This window comes from Acinetobacter sp. LF10 (assembly GCF_048585715.1).
Classification (GTDB): domain Bacteria; phylum Pseudomonadota; class Gammaproteobacteria; order Pseudomonadales; family Moraxellaceae; genus Acinetobacter.
Genome location: NZ_CP184160.1, coordinates 2,911,234 through 2,927,728, shown reverse-complemented (window position 1 = coordinate 2,927,728; position 16,495 = coordinate 2,911,234). Strand labels below are relative to the sequence as shown.

15 protein-coding genes and 3 tRNA genes are annotated in these 16,495 nt (G+C 40.0%); 12 read left to right on the top strand and 6 right to left on the bottom strand.

Annotated elements, in window-relative coordinates:
- Positions 1-46 precede the first annotated feature (46 nt).
- Positions 47-1,705, bottom strand: a complete 1,659-nt coding sequence (gene recN, locus ACN19N_RS14065) for a DNA repair protein RecN (protein ID WP_269238961.1) — start codon at positions 1,703-1,705, stop codon at positions 47-49.
- Positions 1,706-2,047: 342 nt separating this feature from the next.
- Here recN and ACN19N_RS14060 point away from each other — a divergent pair, with 342 nt between their 5' ends.
- From ACN19N_RS14060 to ACN19N_RS14050, 3 genes are all read left to right on the top strand, one after another.
- Positions 2,048-2,374 (top strand): pyrimidine/purine nucleoside phosphorylase, encoded by a 327-nt coding sequence (locus ACN19N_RS14060; RefSeq protein WP_004659291.1) that lies wholly within the window; start codon positions 2,048-2,050, stop codon positions 2,372-2,374.
- 181 nt (positions 2,375-2,555) lie between these two features.
- The gene (rlmB, locus tag ACN19N_RS14055; RefSeq protein ID WP_269238962.1) at positions 2,556-3,305 is read left to right on the top strand and encodes a 23S rRNA (guanosine(2251)-2'-O)-methyltransferase RlmB; all 750 of its coding nucleotides are present in this window, start codon (positions 2,556-2,558) and stop codon (positions 3,303-3,305) included.
- A 30-nt stretch (positions 3,306-3,335) separates the two neighbouring features.
- Positions 3,336-4,247 carry a DMT family transporter gene (locus ACN19N_RS14050; protein ID WP_269238963.1) on the top strand — a complete coding sequence of 304 codons (912 nt, stop codon included), beginning with the start codon at positions 3,336-3,338 and terminating at the stop codon, positions 4,245-4,247.
- On the opposite strand, the gene coaE is transcribed toward ACN19N_RS14050, so the two are convergent.
- Genes coaE through pilB form a run of 4 tightly spaced genes read right to left on the bottom strand, consistent with a single transcriptional unit; the run spans position 4,244 to position 8,677 of the window.
- A complete protein-coding gene (coaE, locus tag ACN19N_RS14045; protein WP_269238964.1) occupies positions 4,244-4,849 on the bottom strand; it encodes a dephospho-CoA kinase in 606 nt (201 codons plus the stop codon). The two genes, ACN19N_RS14050 and coaE, sit on opposite strands and share 4 nt — an antisense overlap.
- Before the next feature lies 1 nt (position 4,850).
- Positions 4,851-5,711, bottom strand: a complete 861-nt coding sequence (locus ACN19N_RS14040) for a prepilin peptidase (RefSeq protein WP_269228987.1) — start codon at positions 5,709-5,711, stop codon at positions 4,851-4,853.
- Positions 5,711-6,937, bottom strand: a complete 1,227-nt coding sequence (locus ACN19N_RS14035; RefSeq protein ID WP_269228986.1) for a type II secretion system F family protein — start codon at positions 6,935-6,937, stop codon at positions 5,711-5,713. The genes ACN19N_RS14040 and ACN19N_RS14035 overlap by 1 nt, the downstream gene beginning before the upstream one ends.
- Before the next feature lie 24 nt (positions 6,938-6,961).
- Complete coding sequence (gene pilB, locus ACN19N_RS14030) at positions 6,962-8,677, bottom strand: type IV-A pilus assembly ATPase PilB (protein ID WP_269228985.1); 1,716 nt, start codon at positions 8,675-8,677, stop codon at positions 6,962-6,964.
- A gap of 344 nt (positions 8,678-9,021) precedes the next feature.
- On the opposite strand from pilB, the gene tpiA reads away from it, so the two are divergent.
- The 9 genes from tpiA to ACN19N_RS13985 all read left to right on the top strand — a co-directional run bounded on the left by tpiA (position 9,022) and on the right by ACN19N_RS13985 (position 15,953).
- On the top strand, positions 9,022-9,813 hold the full coding sequence (gene tpiA, locus ACN19N_RS14025; RefSeq protein ID WP_420001594.1) for a triose-phosphate isomerase: 792 nt from the start codon (positions 9,022-9,024) through the stop codon (positions 9,811-9,813).
- Between the two features lie 12 nt (positions 9,814-9,825).
- Positions 9,826-10,155, top strand: a complete 330-nt coding sequence (secG, locus tag ACN19N_RS14020) for a preprotein translocase subunit SecG (protein ID WP_005162938.1) — start codon at positions 9,826-9,828, stop codon at positions 10,153-10,155.
- Between the two features lie 57 nt (positions 10,156-10,212).
- A tRNA-Leu gene (locus tag ACN19N_RS14015) sits at positions 10,213-10,297 on the top strand.
- Positions 10,298-10,341: 44 nt separating this feature from the next.
- Positions 10,342-10,418: transfer RNA gene (locus ACN19N_RS14010), tRNA-Met, on the top strand.
- Between the two features lie 88 nt (positions 10,419-10,506).
- Positions 10,507-10,583: transfer RNA gene (locus tag ACN19N_RS14005), tRNA-Met, on the top strand.
- A 197-nt stretch (positions 10,584-10,780) separates the two neighbouring features.
- Positions 10,781-11,305 (top strand): ribosome maturation factor RimP, encoded by a 525-nt coding sequence (rimP, locus tag ACN19N_RS14000; RefSeq protein ID WP_269228983.1) that lies wholly within the window; start codon positions 10,781-10,783, stop codon positions 11,303-11,305.
- A gap of 37 nt (positions 11,306-11,342) precedes the next feature.
- Positions 11,343-12,827, top strand: coding sequence for a transcription termination factor NusA (nusA, locus tag ACN19N_RS13995; RefSeq protein ID WP_005218583.1), 1,485 nt, complete (start codon positions 11,343-11,345; stop codon positions 12,825-12,827).
- A gap of 10 nt (positions 12,828-12,837) precedes the next feature.
- Positions 12,838-15,552 (top strand): translation initiation factor IF-2, encoded by a 2,715-nt coding sequence (infB, locus tag ACN19N_RS13990; protein ID WP_269228982.1) that lies wholly within the window; start codon positions 12,838-12,840, stop codon positions 15,550-15,552.
- The gene (locus ACN19N_RS13985) at positions 15,552-15,953 is read left to right on the top strand and encodes a ribosome-binding factor A (RefSeq protein ID WP_004659268.1); all 402 of its coding nucleotides are present in this window, start codon (positions 15,552-15,554) and stop codon (positions 15,951-15,953) included. Before infB ends, ACN19N_RS13985 begins: the two co-directional genes overlap by 1 nt.
- A gap of 156 nt (positions 15,954-16,109) precedes the next feature.
- Here the strand turns inward: ACN19N_RS13985 and ACN19N_RS13980 are convergent, their stop codons facing one another.
- On the bottom strand, positions 16,110-16,490 hold the full coding sequence (locus tag ACN19N_RS13980; protein WP_269228981.1) for a Na+/H+ antiporter subunit G: 381 nt from the start codon (positions 16,488-16,490) through the stop codon (positions 16,110-16,112).
- Positions 16,491-16,495: the final 5 nt, after the last annotated feature.

Below are 16,495 nucleotides of genomic sequence, written 5' to 3'. Positions count from 1 at the left end.
GTTAATCGGATTTCGCCAATCTTTTTCTCACATTTTGTTATGCGTTTTAAGCGGATTGAAATTTTAGTTGACGCAGTTGTTTGGCATGTTGCAAGGTGGTTTCGCTAATCTCAACGCCGCCAGACATACGTGCTAGTTCTAGAATACGTTGTTCTTCATTTAACTCAATAATAGTACTGCTTGCTGGATCTGTTTGTTGTTTTTTGACCAATAGGTGTTGGTCAGATTGTGCAGCAACTTGAGCTTGGTGGGTGATACAGAGTAGTTGTACATGCTGAGCTAGATCGGCGAGTAAACGACCAACCACTTCGGCCGTACCGCCACTAATTCCGACATCAATTTCATCAAAGACCAAAACTTCGGATTCTGTTTTTTCGGCATTCATCACTTGCATGACCAGTGCAATACGAGAGAGTTCACCGCCAGAAGCAACGCGAGCCAGCGGTTGTGCAGGAATCCCTTTATTGGCAGTGAAAAGAAGCTGAATAAAGCTGAGGCCTTCGGCATTTGCTTCCATTGGCTCGAATTTAAATTCAAAATATGCTTCTGGTAGAGCAAGCGGCTTCACTTGTTCAGTCAATTGCTTCGCCAATGGAACTGCGGCTGCACGACGAATATGATCTAGATGTTCAGCTTTTTGCATAAAAATTTGATAAGAAATTTCTACTTGTTCCGCTAAGGTTGCAGGATCTTCTAATAGATGTAATTGCTCTAATTCCTGTTGCCAAGTTTCATATTCTTGTTTGAGTAATTCAGGTTGGGTACGGTGTTTGCGCGCGAGACGATGGAAAATTTCTAAGGTTGTATTGAGCTGTTCCATTCTTTCAGGATCAAAGCTTTGGCGATCAATAAATTGGCGTAAACTCGCGGTTGCATCTTCAATCTCACTTTGCGCATTGAGTAACGAATTATAAATATTTGATAACTGTTCACTGCGTCCTGCATGAGACTCTAAACGACGAATGATTGAAGCAACTTCTTGAGTGATATTTTGTTCCGCCTCATCCAAGACATTTAGACTGTAACTACAGTCTTGCATAATATGTTCATGATGGCTGAGACGATCAAACTCTTGTTCCATCTCTCGATAATCCGTTTGGACAATCTCTTCAAGTTCTTCAATTTGAGATTCTAAATTTTGTATTTTTTGAATACGTGTGGCTTGCGCATCTAAAGCGGCTTGATGTTGGCGAATGTTTTTTTGCCATGTGCTATACGCTTCACGTACTGCATCTGCTGGTTCGGCAAAATTATGATAACGATCTAACCAGTGCTTCGGATAAGGGGGCTCAAGTAATTGCTGTTGGCTATGCTGGCTATAAAGTTGTACCAGTAAGCGTCCAATTTCTTTTAACTCAGACAAGCTACTTGGGCGCCCATTGATCCATGCTTTGCTTCGACCTGTCGCAAATATGACACGTCTTAAATGAATCTCACCAGAATCATCATCTAGTTCATGTTCTGTAAGCCATTTTGCTTCCGCACTTTCAGCTTGATAACTAAACACAGCAGTGACGTCTGCTTTATCTGCACCATAACGGACATAGTTGGTATCGGTACGTTCACCCAAGCATGCAGACAGTGCATCTAACAATAACGATTTTCCTGCACCAGTTTCCCCAGTCAAAACATTGAAACCTTGTTCAATATCTAAAGCTAAATGGTCTGCAAGTGCAAAATTAATTAAAGTTAAATGGGTGAGCATATATGCATCCAGTGCACGTAATCTTTTGCTTAAAGATAGAGAAATTTTGCTAATCGAACAAGAGGAGCAGCGTTGTGTTGATGAAATCATGTTTTATTTTTGGAGCTGTTTTGAATAATTTAGTGATGTAAAGCTTATCTATCAATTTATAAGATTTTTTCTATTGTAGTTTAGATCGGATGCTTTGATCTAAAAGCGCTTGTGAGTTGAACATTACTTTAGTAGAAAGGCATAAAAATTGCTGTTAAAGCATGATAAAAATGGATTGATTAGTGACGCAGGCACAATTAAACTACGTCCATCATAACCTAATATAAATGCTGCATTATTTGGAGAGTAGGCATGAGTTCAGTGCAGTTTGATCATGTTACGGTCATTAAAAAGTCAAATGTATATTTTGGTGGGGCATGTATCAGCCATACTGTACAATTTGAAGATGGTACTAAAAAGACATTAGGTGTGATTTTACCTACTGAACAGGCATTAACTTTTGAAACACATGTGCCAGAACGTATGGAAATCATTTCTGGTGAATGTCGTGTAAAAATCGCAGATAGTACAGAAAGTGAGTTATTCCGCGCAGGTCAGTCTTTTTATGTCCCAGGAAATAGTGTTTTCCACATCGAGACTGATGAAGTACTTGATTATGTATGTCATTTAGAAGGTTAACTGATCGCTTCTTAAATCGGGTACACTATACCTAAAGAGAATCCTGTAAATTCATTTTGCAGGATTTTTTTATTAAATTCCCTTGTGGAGCTATTCGCTCCTCACCTGTAAAGCTACTTTGCAGGATTTTTATTTTTCAAAATCTCCCTTTATAGATCGGGAATACTGCAAGAGGTCGTTCATGGCAAAACCTGAATATTATTATGGCGTTCATTCGGTTGAGTCATTATTGGAGTTAGAGCCTGAACGCGTTTTGACTTTATTTACCTTAAAAGGTCGTGATGACCAGCGATTACAAAAGATTTTGCAACTCGCAGAACCTTTTGGTATTAGCGTCCAAAAGGCGAGTCGGGATAGCTTGGAAAAGCTTGCAGGCTTACCTTTTCACCAAGGTGTAGTGGCTGCAGTTCGACCACATCCAACCTTAAATGAAAAAGATTTAGACGAATTGATGCAGCAGTCACCGGACGCTTTGTTACTGGCATTAGATCAAGTGACTGATCCGCATAATCTCGGTGCATGTATTCGTACTGCAGCTGCGATGGGTGTTCAGGCGGTGATTGTGCCACGTGATCGTTCAGCTAGTTTAACCCCGACGGCACGTAAAGTTGCAGCAGGTGGGGCGGAAAAAGTTAAGTTCATTCAAGTGACTAACTTAGCTCGAACCTTAGCTCATTTAAAAGAGACCACACATACACGTGTTGTTGGCACAATGCTAGATGAAAAAGCATTGCCAATTCAGCAATGTGACTTTAAGGGTGCAGTTGTCATTGTTATGGGTGCGGAAGACACAGGTTTAAGACCGATTACTCAGTCTCAATGTGATCACACGGTATATATTCCGATGTCTGGTGATTTACAAAGTCTAAATGTGAGTGTCGCAACTGGTATGGCACTTTATGAAGCATGTCGCCAGCGTAGTGTTGTATAATTCATGCAAGTATTGCCAATGTAATCTTAAATGACTGCTCGTACACAAGGTTATCTATTTGTTTTAATTACAATGTGTATTTGGGGGGGATTTACCATTTTCTCCCGTTTAAATTTACATTGGCATGTGAGTGCATGGGATTTGGTGGCAATGCGTTTTGCGATAGCCTTTCTTATTTTAATGCCTGTGCTCATTTATAAAAAAGATTTAGCTTTTTTATGGCATCCACGTCCAGTCATTTTAGCCTTAACAGGTGGTTTAGCCTATTGTCTAACCGTTTATACGGCTTTTTTGCAAGCACCAGCAGCTCATGCTGCAATTTTCTTAAATGGCTGTATTCCTCTATGTACGGCGGTTGCTGCTTATTTATTGTTTAAACAGCCTTTTGATAAACATACTTGGTTAAGTCTTAGCATCATGTTAAGTGCGCTTGTATTAATGAGCTATCTGATGCTGCATGATCAAGCGGCCGCTTTTGGCTTAGGCGATTTACTTTTTTTTATCAGTGCTGTTTGGTGGGGAGTTTTTACAGTATTGCTTAAACAATGGAAATTATCGGCTTGGCATTCCATGGCAAGCGTGGCAATTTGGTCGGCGATTATTTATTTACCTGTCTATATTTTATTTGTTCCAAAACATTTTCAAGAAGCAGAACCCATTCATTTAGTCATTCAAGGTTTATTTCATGGTGTATTGGTCGTAATTATTGCAACTTTGACCTATGTTGCTGCGATTGAGCGTTTAGGTGCATTTAAAACGGGTAGTATTGTTACTTTGGCACCTTTTATTGCCGCTGTGATTGCTGTTCCACTGCTTGATGAGCCTTTAAATACAGCGATTGCTTGTGGTTTAGTAGGAATGGGTATTGGTGCATTACAGCCATGGCGCTGGTTTAAAAAAGACACGCTGAGTGAACGACTCGCGCAACAGAAGCAGGATTAAAATGCCTGTTCAGCAGTTTGTAGATATTTTAGATGTAATGGTTTTAGTTGTTGATGAAGGTGCTCAAGTAAACCATCATTCATAACAATATCATTTGCGAGTAATTGCTTTTGGGTGCGAGGCATTTGTACCGCGATAATTTTGCGGATTTGTTCTTCATTTTGTCCATCTCTTTGACTTGCACGTTGTAGTTGTGTTTGTTCATTTGCATCGATGAGTAGGGTATGATGCACAAGTTCATGTTGATTGGTTTCAAAGAGAAGAGGTGAAACTAAAATGACATAAGGGCTTTCTGCTTGTTGTAATTGTTGAATAATGGATTGGCGTATAGCAGGGTGAGTGATCTTTTCGAGTGTTTCTCGCGCTTCTGGAAACTGGAATATGTGTTCACGAAGTGCACGTCGATTCAGATTGCCATCTTCTAATAATACCCAGTCTCCAAAAGAAAGTTGAATTTCTTTCAAAGCAGGTTGACCCGGCTCAACCACCTCACGAGCTACAATATCTGCATCGACTACAACAATTCCTTGGGATTCAAACCATTGTGTCGCGGCGGATTTGCCACTACCAATGCCACCAGTAATGCCCAAGATAAAACTCATATTATCCACCTAGATATATTTTCATAATTTGATTTCCCCATAAAAATGCAATCCAGCCAGCAATTGCAATATAAGGACCAAATGCAAATGGTTGGTTTTCACCACGCATTTTTATCAAAATAATTCCAATAATTGCACCAACAACTGAAGAGAGTAGCACAATTAGGGGGAGCATCAATGGTCCCATCCAAGCACCTAAAGCTGCAAGTAGTTTAAAATCACCATAGCCCATACCTTCCTTGCCTGTGACGAGTTTAAAGATATAGTAAACAATCCATAAGCATAGAAAGCCAATCAAATAGCCCCAAATCGCTGAACCAGCAGAAGTATAAATAGTGAAACTATTGATTCCCAAGCCTAGTGCGGCAAGTGGTAAGGTAAAGCGATCGGGTAATAGCTGTGTGTCGAAATCAATAAACGTTAATGTGATTAAGACCCAAGTGAGTATTAAGCCAAATAACATTTGTACGGTCGCACCAAATATAGCAACTACTATTAATGAGCAAATCATTGTTAATAGTTCAATAAGTGGATAGCGAATACTAATTGGATTTTGGCAAGCACCACATTTGCCACGAAGCATTAACCAACTCATTACAGGAATATTTTGATACCAGTGAATAGCAGATTTACATTTTGGACATGTAGATGGTGGGGTGCTTAAGGTTAATTTAGTTTCGTCTATTATAGGTTGTTCTGGGTGTAACAACATTTGGCATTCATGATGCCATTCTTGTTCCATCATCTTTGGTGTTCTATAGATGACGACATTTAAAAAACTACCAATGCATAAACTTAAAAGTCCAACTGCGACATATAACGCAGTTGGGTTGTCTATAAAGTAAGATAAAAATTGATGCATTACATTACTGATCCCATTTGGAAAATAGGAAGGTACATCGCGATAACTAGACCACCCACGAGTACACCTAATACCGCCATGATCAGTGGTTCCATCATTGATGTTAAGCCATCGACTGCATTATCCACTTCATTTTCAAAATGTGTTGCGACCTTATCTAACATCGTGTCCAATGCTCCAGATTCTTCACCAATTGCAACCATTTGAATCGCCATGGACGGGAATTTATTTGACACACGCATCGCAAATTGTAGCTGTTGACCTGTTGCGACATCCTCACGAATTTTCATCACAGCTTCTTCGTAAACAACATTATTCGTTGCACCAGCTGTAGATTCGAGAGCATCAATCAGTGGTACACCAGCGGCAAAAGTGGTTGCAAGTGTACGGCTATAACGAGCAATAATCGCTTTATAGACTAGATCACCAAAAATAGGTGCTTTGAGTGCCATTTTATCTAAAAAGTCTCTGAATTTTTTACTACGTTTTTTTGTTTCTAAGACGCAGGCAATTAATGTTGCAATTACTATAATTAAGATAAACCAGTATTTCTGTGTCCAATTGGACATGTTTACAACCATTTGAGTAAATGCTGGAAGATCTGCACCGAAGGAACTAAATAGGTCTTGAAACACTGGAACGACTTTAACCATTAAAATCACAGTTACAATCACGGCTACAATAAGAACACTAATTGGATATTTCATGGCTTTTTTAATTTTTTGTTTTAATAATTCGCTTTTTTCTTTATAGATCGCAACACGATCTAGCATAGTTTCTAATGCACCCGATTGCTCACCCGATTCAACTAATGAACAGAATAGATTATCAAAATGTTGGGGATATTTTTTTAGCGCGCCAGCAAATGTATTGCCACCTTCAACTTCCCCTTTAATTCCTAGTACAACTTCACGCATAGAGGGATTTTCTAAACCCTCGGCGACGATCTCAAAGCCTTGTACTAAGGGTACGCCTGCTTTCATCATGGTTGCTAATTGACGAGTAAAAATCGTAATATCTAATGTTGATACTTTTTTCTTCATTAAACCTTCGAGAATATTTTTGCGTTTTTCTCGAATATTTTTAATGGTAATTCCTTGTTTTCGTAACGTGACTTTGGCTAAAGCCATGTTGCGTGCTGGAACTTCCCCTTTGATTTTAGCCCCTTTACGATCTATTCCTTCATAGGCAAAAGTAGGCATCATTTGCGCTTTTTTAACTGCCATGATTATTAATCCTTATTATTAATTTTATTCACTTGTTACTCGGTTAATTTCCTGCAATGAGGTAATTCCTTGCATTACTTTTTTCAAACCAGAACGCCGGAGATTATTAAACCCTGCTTGTTCTGATGCTGCTGCAATTTGCAGTGCATTTCCATCTTCCATGATAATTTTAGAGATTGCAGGGGTGACCTTCATGACTTCATAAATACCTACTCGCCCTTTATACCCTTCACGGCATTCAGGACATCCAATAGGCTGAAATATTTGTAAATCTGGATTGGCTAAATCTTGTTCAGTAAATCCTAGTTCAATGAGACTCTGCTTAGGTACATTAAGAGGTATTTTACATTGTGAGCATAAACGTCGTGCTAAACGTTGTGCGATAACAAGATTAACTGATGTTGCGATATTAAACGAAGGTACACCCATGTTGCGTAAACGAGTTAAAGTTTCTGGCGCACTGTTGGTATGTAGTGTTGACATCACCATATGACCTGTTTGCGCTGCTTTAATTGCAATTTCGGCTGTTTCCAAATCACGAATCTCACCGACCATAATTACATCCGGGTCTTGGCGTAAGAAAGCCTTTAATGCAGCAGAGAAAGTCAATCCCGTCTTTGGATTCACGTTGACCTGATTAATGCCTTCCAAGTTAATTTCAACAGGGTCTTCTGCTGTTGAAATATTGGTATCTTCAGTGTTTAGAATATTTAGACCAGTATATAGCGATACGGTTTTACCAGAACCTGTTGGACCTGTAATCAATAGCATTCCTTGAGGCTTTTCAAGTGCTTCAATGAATAATGCTTTCTGATCATCTTCATAACCTAATGCTTCAATCCCGAGCATAGCACTTGATGGATCCAAAATACGTAGTACTAATTTTTCTCCAAATAAAGTAGGTAAAGAGTTAACACGGAAATCAATTGCTTTGGTTTTTGATAACTTGAGTTTAATACGACCATCTTGAGGCATTCGTTTTTCTGAAATATCCATTTGGGACATAACTTTTAAACGAGAAGCCAAGCGATTTGCCATTTGTAATGGTGGGGTAGCAATTTGGCGTAGAACGCCATCTACACGATAACGTACACGATACGTTTTTTCGTAAGGTTCAAAATGTAAATCTGATGCGCCCATGCGAATTGCATCAATTAAAAGCTTATTAATATATTTAACAATAGGCGATTCATCACCTTGAGATGAATTATCGTCATTTTCTTGAGGAGAATCTTGATTAACATCGATATCTAAATCGAAGTCTTCACTGTCACCAAAATCGAAACTACCTGAATCACCGAAATGTTGTTCGATTAACTTTTCAAGTTTCGTATGCTCAACAATAATTGGTTCAATATTAAGTTTCGTATTGAACCGGATTGCATCTAATGCATCAATATTGGTTGGGTTGCTCGTAGCAACATACAAAATTTGTCCACGTTGTATTAACGGAACAACACGATGTTTTTGTATGAGTTTATTGTCGGTTAATTCTCGAGGTAATAATCCAACATCGTAAACCGCCAAATCAAAAAGTGGTTCGCCAAATTCTACGGAGATGCTTTCTGCAATGGTAAGTGGAGAAAGACGATGTTGTTCAATCAAATGAGCAACAATATCTTGTTTGGCTTTCTTGGCTGCATCAATTGCATTCTGCATATTTGCAGCAGTCATATGACCATCTTCAACTAAACGTCGAATGAACCCCGAAAACTTTGGAGACGTATGTAATCCTGACATCTGTCCGCCTTACTGACAATATGGTTATAATAGCTATCCTCAAAATTATACTTTTGTTACGTAAAAATACCACTATAGAAAGTGTTGTTTTTTACTTGGTTCATATTGAAAAACTTGAACTGATCGATTTTTTTACAAATTAATTTCAGATTCAGTGAGTAGCGTTCGCTAGAAATAAAGCAAACGATTGTAAAAAATCGACATATACATGTAAAAAAAGTTGATGGTTTTTTAGATCTATTTTCTTTTGGTTGAAACTTAAACTGAAAAGAAAAACTGAATTTTATAAAAATACGTGTAAAATATGCAGCATTTTTTATAAATTAGTCGTAGGTGGGCGAAGTATGTCGAATTCGGCGATTACCCCTTGGGTTATTGGCAATTGGAAAATGAATCCAATGCATGCGAATGCTTTCCAATTAATAGAAGAATTTAAGCAGTTACTACAACAGGACAATATTTCTCCTGAGCAATGTCATATTGGTGTAGCGCCAATAACGATTGCGTTGACTGGTGTTCACGCTCAGTTAAAAGATGCAACCAGAGCTGTTTATACTGTGGCTCAGGATCTTTCTCGTGTGGCCGGTACTGGTGCTTACACAGGTGAGGTGAGTGCGGAACTGTTAAAAGATAGCCAGATTGAATATGTATTGATTGGACATTCTGAGCGCCGTGAATTATTTGGTGACAACGTCAATATTTTAAAAGCAAAACTGCAAAATGCATTAAATGCAGGTTTGACCGTGATCTATTGCGTTGGCGAAAGTTTAGAGCAGCGTGAGCAAGGCGCTGCTGAGCAAGTGGTATTACAACAAATTTGTGATATTGCATCGGTCGTTAAAGCTGAACAATGGCAAAATATTGTGATAGCGTATGAACCGATTTGGGCGATTGGAACAGGGAAGACAGCTTCACCTGAGGATGCTCAAGCAATGCATGCAAAAATACGTGAAGGCTTAAAACAAATTACATCATTCGGTACAAACATGGCTATATTGTATGGTGGTAGTGTCAAAGCCGACAATGCTGTTGAGTTGGCTGCATGTCCTGATATTAATGGCGCTTTGGTTGGAGGTGCATCACTCAATGCACAATCTTTTTATCAAATTGCAAAAGCATTTGCTCAAAGCAAATAATAGGAAGTAGAAATGTATAGTTTTATACTCGTTGTACATATCATTTTAGCAATTATGATTATTGGATTGGTTTTAGTGCAACAAGGTAAGGGTGCTGAAGCAGGAGCGTCGTTTGGTGGCGGTGGTGCTGCTACGGTATTTGGTGCTTCTGGAGCGGGTAACTTTTTAACACGCTTAACCGCGATTTTTACAGCCTTGTTTTTTGCTACGAGTTTAACTTTGGCTGTTTTTGCAAAAAAACAAACAGCGGATGCGTATAGCTTAAAATCCGCTCAAACCACGACCTCTGCACCAGTAACATCGCCTGAAACTTCATCAAACGCACCTAAAACAACTCAATAAGTTGAATTAGTGCTTTCCTTTTTATATTTAAAGGAATAGAATGCGTCCCACAAAGCTGCGGTGGTGGTGGAATTGGTAGACACGCTACCTTGAGGTGGTAGTGCTTTAGGGCGTGGGGGTTCAAGTCCCCCCTTCCGCACCAAGCTTAATAACCAGTAAGTTTGGTGTATGCAGTGTATATGTTGTTGCGGGATGGAGCAGTCTGGTAGCTCGTCGGGCTCATAACCCGAAGGTCGTTGGTTCAAATCCAGCTCCCGCTACCATTTGATTAAGGTGCAACTTAATCAAGCAGGTGTGAAGAAAACTTAAATTGACTTTTTTTCATATTTGTATATAATTTTTGCACGTTGTTGCGGGATGGAGCAGTCTGGTAGCTCGTCGGGCTCATAACCCGAAGGTCGTTGGTTCAAATCCAGCTCCCGCTACCAAGTTTCTAAAAGAGGCTCACGATAAGGTGGGCCTTTTTGCACAGTGGACTTCGGTTTTCTGTGTAATGTAGGGGCGATTTACGCCCTTTTTTATTGGTTGTTTAGCTATCGTGTAGTGTTCGACATCAATTGGTCAAATAGTCGTGCTTCACTATACGGTTAAGATTGATTGGCTCGCATGAGAGCGACGAGAGTAAATGAAATTATCAAATAAATCTCAAGCATTGCATGATCTAATCGCGCCAGCAGTAGCTGCGTGTGGTGTAGATCTATGGGGGATTGAATTCCTACCTCAAGGTAAACGTTCTTTATTACGTATTTATATTGATAAAGTAGTTGATGAGAATGTTGAACCTATCTTAAATGAAGATGGCGAAGTTGAACAAGGGCGTGGTATTGGCGTTCAAGATTGTGTTTTAGTGACACAACAAGTGGGTGCAATGCTTGATGTTCATGACCCAATTTCAGGTGAATATGCTTTAGAAGTTTCTTCACCAGGCTGGGATCGTCCATTTTTTCAACTCAATCAATTGCCTGCTTATGTTGGGCAACAAGTGGCTTTACGATTAATTGCTGCCGTCGAAAATCGTCGTAAGTTTCAAGCGAAATTACTTTCTGTAGACTTAGAAAATGAAATCATTCAAGTTGAAGTGGAAGCTAAACATGTGCTTGAAATTGATAGTAATAATATTGATAAAGCAAATTTAATCTATCAAGACTAATATTAACTTAATTTTATAAGAAATCGGTAGGTGACTTATGGGCCGCGAAATTCTTACCGTTGCAGAAACGGTTAGTAATGAAAAAGGTGTTAGTCGTGAGGCGATCTTCCAAGCATTAGAGCAAGCACTTGTTGCAGCAACGAAGAAAAAGTTTTACGAAGGAACACATTCAGAAGAAGCACAGCTTCGTATTGAGATTGACCGTAAAACAGGTGATTATCGCACCTTCCGTCAGTGGACAGTTGTGGCGGATGAAGATCATGAAATGCCAGCTTGCCAAGATGCAATCTCAGATGTTGATCCATCAAAATGGTCAATCGGTGATGTGCGTGAGCTAGAAGTTGAGTCAATTGAGTTTGGTCGTATTGCTGCTCAAATTGCGAAACAAGTCATTGTGCAAAAGATTCGTGAAGCTGAGCGTGCTTTGGTTGCAGATGCTTATGAATCTAAAGTGGGTGAGTTGATTTACGGCGAAGTGAAAAAGCAAACTAAAGATGGCTTTATCATTGATCTAGGTGACAATGCTGAAGCTTACTTAGCGCGTGAAGAAACCATTCATAAAGAAATTTTGCGTCCTAAGCAACGTATCAATGCCATTTTATACAGCGTAAACCGCGAAGGTCGTGGCGCACAATTATTATTGTCTCGTGCCCGTCCTGAAATGTTAATTGCATTGATGAAAAAAGAAATTCCAGAAATTTCTGAAGAAATCATCGAAATTAAAGCAGCTGCTCGTCAACCGGGTGTTCGTGCTAAAATTGCAGTGAAAACCAATGATCATCGTATCGACCCAGTTGGTGCATGTATTGGTATGCGTGGTACACGTATTCAAGCAGTACAACAAGAGTTGAACGGTGAGCGTATTGATGTAGTGGTGTGGTCTGATGATCCAGCACAATATATTGCAAGCGCATTAGAACCAGCTGATGTATCAGGTATTGTGCTAGATGAAGATGCACGCAGTGCAGATATCATCTTCGCAACCAATGATCAGTTAGCACGTGCGATTGGTTCGCAAGGACAAAATGTTCGTTTAGCATCGGAATTGACGGGTTATAAACTCGACATGATGTTAGAAGAAGAGTATCGTGCTCGTCAGCAAAATGAAGCACAACAGTATTTAGATATGTTTGTTACACGTCTCGATATTGAAGAAGATTTAGCAATGGCATTGGTGGAAATGGGCTTTACTTCATTAGAAGAGATTGCTTATGTTCCAGCTGAAACATTTGATGAAATTGAACTAGATGCAGATTTAGTTGAATTGCTTCAAAGCCGTGCGAAAGAAGCTGCTTTAACTGATGCACTGAAACAGCAAGAAAATATTCAAGAGCCAAGTGCAGAACTTCTCGGTATGGATGGTATGACCACTGAGATTGCTTATGCATTGGCGGCGCGTGGTGTGATTACAATTGATGATTTGGCTGATCAAGCGACTGATGATATTTCAGATATCGAAGGTTTAGGTCATGACAAAGCAGGTCAATTGATCATGAAAGCACGTGAATCATGGTTTAACTAGGAGATAATAGATGACGGACAAGTCGATTCAAGAGTTAGCGCTCAGCGTAGAACGTCCTGTAGAGAAACTCCTAGAGCAGGTTCGCGAAGCAGGTCTACCACAGCGTAAAGCAGATGACATTATTACCGCTGAACAACAAAATACTTTGGTCAATCATTTGAAAAAAGTACATGGTCAGGACAGTGGTAACACAGGAAAAATTGCGTTGAAACGTAAAACAACCAGTACTGCTAAAGTAACAAGTACCTCGGGTAAAGCAAAAAACATTAATGTTGAAGTTCGCAAGAAACAAGTTTTTGCTAAACCGAATCCAGAATTACTTGCAGCAGAAGCGAAAGCACGTGTAGAAGCAGATGCTAAAGTACGTGCAGAGCAAAATGCACGTGATGTAGCTGTTCAAAATGCACGTGATGTAGCTGAACAAAAAGCCAATGCAACTTTAGATGCAATGCGTGCAGCGCATACGTCTAATAGTGCAGCGCAAGCACCAGCTAAAACGGCTGTTGTGGTGAAAAAACGTGGTAGTGACAAGGTGATTAAAGCACCTGTTGTTAAGCCTACAGAAACCCCTGAACAGAAAAAAGCACGTGAAGCACAAGCAGCTCAGTTGAAAGCAACTGAAGAAGCAGTGCGTCGTAAAGCAGCTGAAGAAGCGCAACAGCGTACACTTGAGCAAATGCGTCAGATGGCATCAAAATATTCAAGTGATGATGCAACGACAACGATTCGTGTTATTGATGATTCGCCTTTGGCTGCGGGTCTCGTTGGTCAGGCATACGAAGATTCTTTCAATAAAGAAGACCGTGAAATCAAACGTGGGGGCGCAACTGCAAATCCTCGTGCTGGTAAGAAAGGTGGTCGTGGTGGCGATGCTCAGTCTGAGCAAAGCTTCAGTAAGAGCCATAATAAGCGCGGCTTGAAAACCAGTCAGGCAAACAAGCATGGTTTTGAAAAACCTGTTAAAAAACAGGTTTATGATGTTGAAATTGGTGAGAAAATTGTAGTTGCCGATCTTGCACAAAAGATGGCGATTAAAGTTCGTGAAGTTATCAAAACACTTATGAAAATGGGTGAGTTGGTCACTCAAAACCAAGCAATTGACCAAGATACTGCGGTACTCGTTGTAGAAGAAATGGGTCATAACCCAGTATTAGTTTCTGATACACAAGCTGAAGATAATTTATTAGAAGCAGCTGAAGAAGCACGTGGTGAACAAACGACTCGTCCACCAGTAGTAACAATCATGGGTCACGTTGACCATGGTAAAACGTCATTGCTGGATCGTATTCGTCGCTCTAAAGTGGCAGCGGGTGAAGCGGGTGGTATTACACAGCATATCGGTGCTTATCACGTTGAGACTGAGAAAGGAATTATTACTTTCTTAGATACACCGGGCCATGCAGCGTTTACGTCTATGCGTGCACGTGGTGCAAAAGCAACGGATATCGTGGTTCTTGTTGTAGCTGCTGATGATGGTGTAATGCCACAGACTGCTGAAGCAATCGACCATGCACGTGCAGCGGGTACACCAATTATTGTTGCTATCAACAAAATGGATAAAGAATCTGCGGATGTCGATCGCGTATTAAACGAATTAGCACATAAAGAAATCGTACCTGAAGAATGGGGTGGTGATACACCTATCGCTAAAGTTTCAGCACATTCTGGTGCGGGTATTGATGAGTTACTTGATCTTATCTTGATCCAATCTGAACTGATGGAGCTTAAAGCTTCAGCAGAAGGTGCGGCGCAAGGTGTAGTAATTGAAGCACGTGTTGACAAAGGTCGTGGTGCGGTAACATCAATTCTTGTACAAAATGGTACATTGAACATTGGTGACTTGGTTCTTGCGGGTTCATCTTATGGTCGTGTACGTGCGATGGTTGATGAAAATGGTCAACGTATCACTTCAGCAGGTCCTTCAATTCCAGTTGAAATTTTAGGTTTACCTGATGCACCAATGGCAGGTGATGAAGTTCTTGTAGTGAATGATGAGAAGAAAGCACGTGAAGTTGCTGATGCTCGTTCTGACCGTGAGCGTCATAAGCGTCTAGAGCGTGCCAGTGCAATGCGTCTTGAAAACATCATGGCATCTATGGGTAAAAAAGATATTCCTTATGTGAATGTCGTACTCAAAACTGATGTGCGTGGTACTTTAGAAGCATTACATGTTGCGCTTGACGAACTTTCTACAGATGAAGTTAAAGTCCGCATCATTGGTTCTGGTGTTGGTGCAATCACTGAGTCAGATGTGACTTTAGCTGAATCTTCAGAAGCAGTATTATTAGGTTTCAACGTCCGTGCAGATAACACTGCTCGTCAAAAATCTGATCAAGATGGCATTGATATTCGTTATTACAGCGTCATCTATCATTTAATTGATGATGTAAAAGCTGCAATGAGCGGTAAGCTTGCACCTGAACATCGTGAAACGATCTTAGGTGTTGCAGAAGTGCGTGAAGTCTTCCACTCAAGTAAATTTGGTGCAGCAGCAGGCTGTATGGTACTTGAAGGTATGTTACACCGTAATAAACCAATTCGCGTATTACGTGATGACGTGGTTGTATTCCAAGGTGAACTTGAATCTCTTCGTCGTTATAAAGAAGTGGTTGAAGAAGTTCGTGCCGGTATGGAATGTGGTCTTGCGGTGAAAGGCTATAAAGACATCAAAGTCAAAGACAAGATCGAAGTCTATGATGTTCAATTGATTAAACGGAGTCTTTAATGGCGGGTAGCCAACGCTTAAAGCGGATGGCGGATTCAGTACAACGTGAGTTGTCTGAGCTGATCCGTCAAGAGCTTAAAGATCCTCGCTTAGGTGGTCTAGTGACCATCTCTGCGGTGAAAGTCAGTGCAGACATGGGTTATGCTGAAGTTTATGTCACTGTGATGGGACGTGAACTTGGTGATGAGCAAAGTGAAGTCGCAAATAAAGAAACTTTAGATGTATTGAATAAAGCTTCTGGTTTCTTGCGTCATGAGTTGAGCCGTCGTATCAAGACACGTATTACGCCAAGATTGCGTTTCCATTACGATAAAACCAATGCCTATGGTAACTATATGTTTGGTCTGATCGCGGAAGCTGTGAAGGATCTGCCTGAACAAGGGCAAGACGATAAAGAATAAGTTTTAAAAGAAAGCCACCCTCGGGTGGCTTTCTTTTGTGCTATAGATCATTGTGATTGATATGATTTTTTCTATTAAAATTATATCTTTCAGCTAGTTAATTAGTTTAGGCTTTCTGAAACTTAAAAACACATTGAGCTCAATAAAAAGACCAACTTAAAGTTGATCTTTCTTTTCTGCATTACGACGATAACGTTGCCATGGTAGCGGACGATTTAAAGCTTCTGGAACATCACCACTGGTTGAACGCAAACGTAAATGAATTGCAGCTTGTGCCATCAAATTTGCAGATACTGGGGCAGTAATAAATGCAAATAAAGTAATCAATAATTCAGCAAAACCGAAATGACCTTGAGTCGCTCCAAATATCATAGCCGCAATTAAAAAGCTCCCTAAGCCTAGCGTACTTGATTTAGTCGGTGCATGTAGGCGCATAAATAAGTCGGGTAAGCGAATCATTCCGATTGAACCTACGAGCATAAAAAATGCACCAAAGATCAAAAAGAACGAAATGATAATCTCAAAAATTATTTGCATAACCT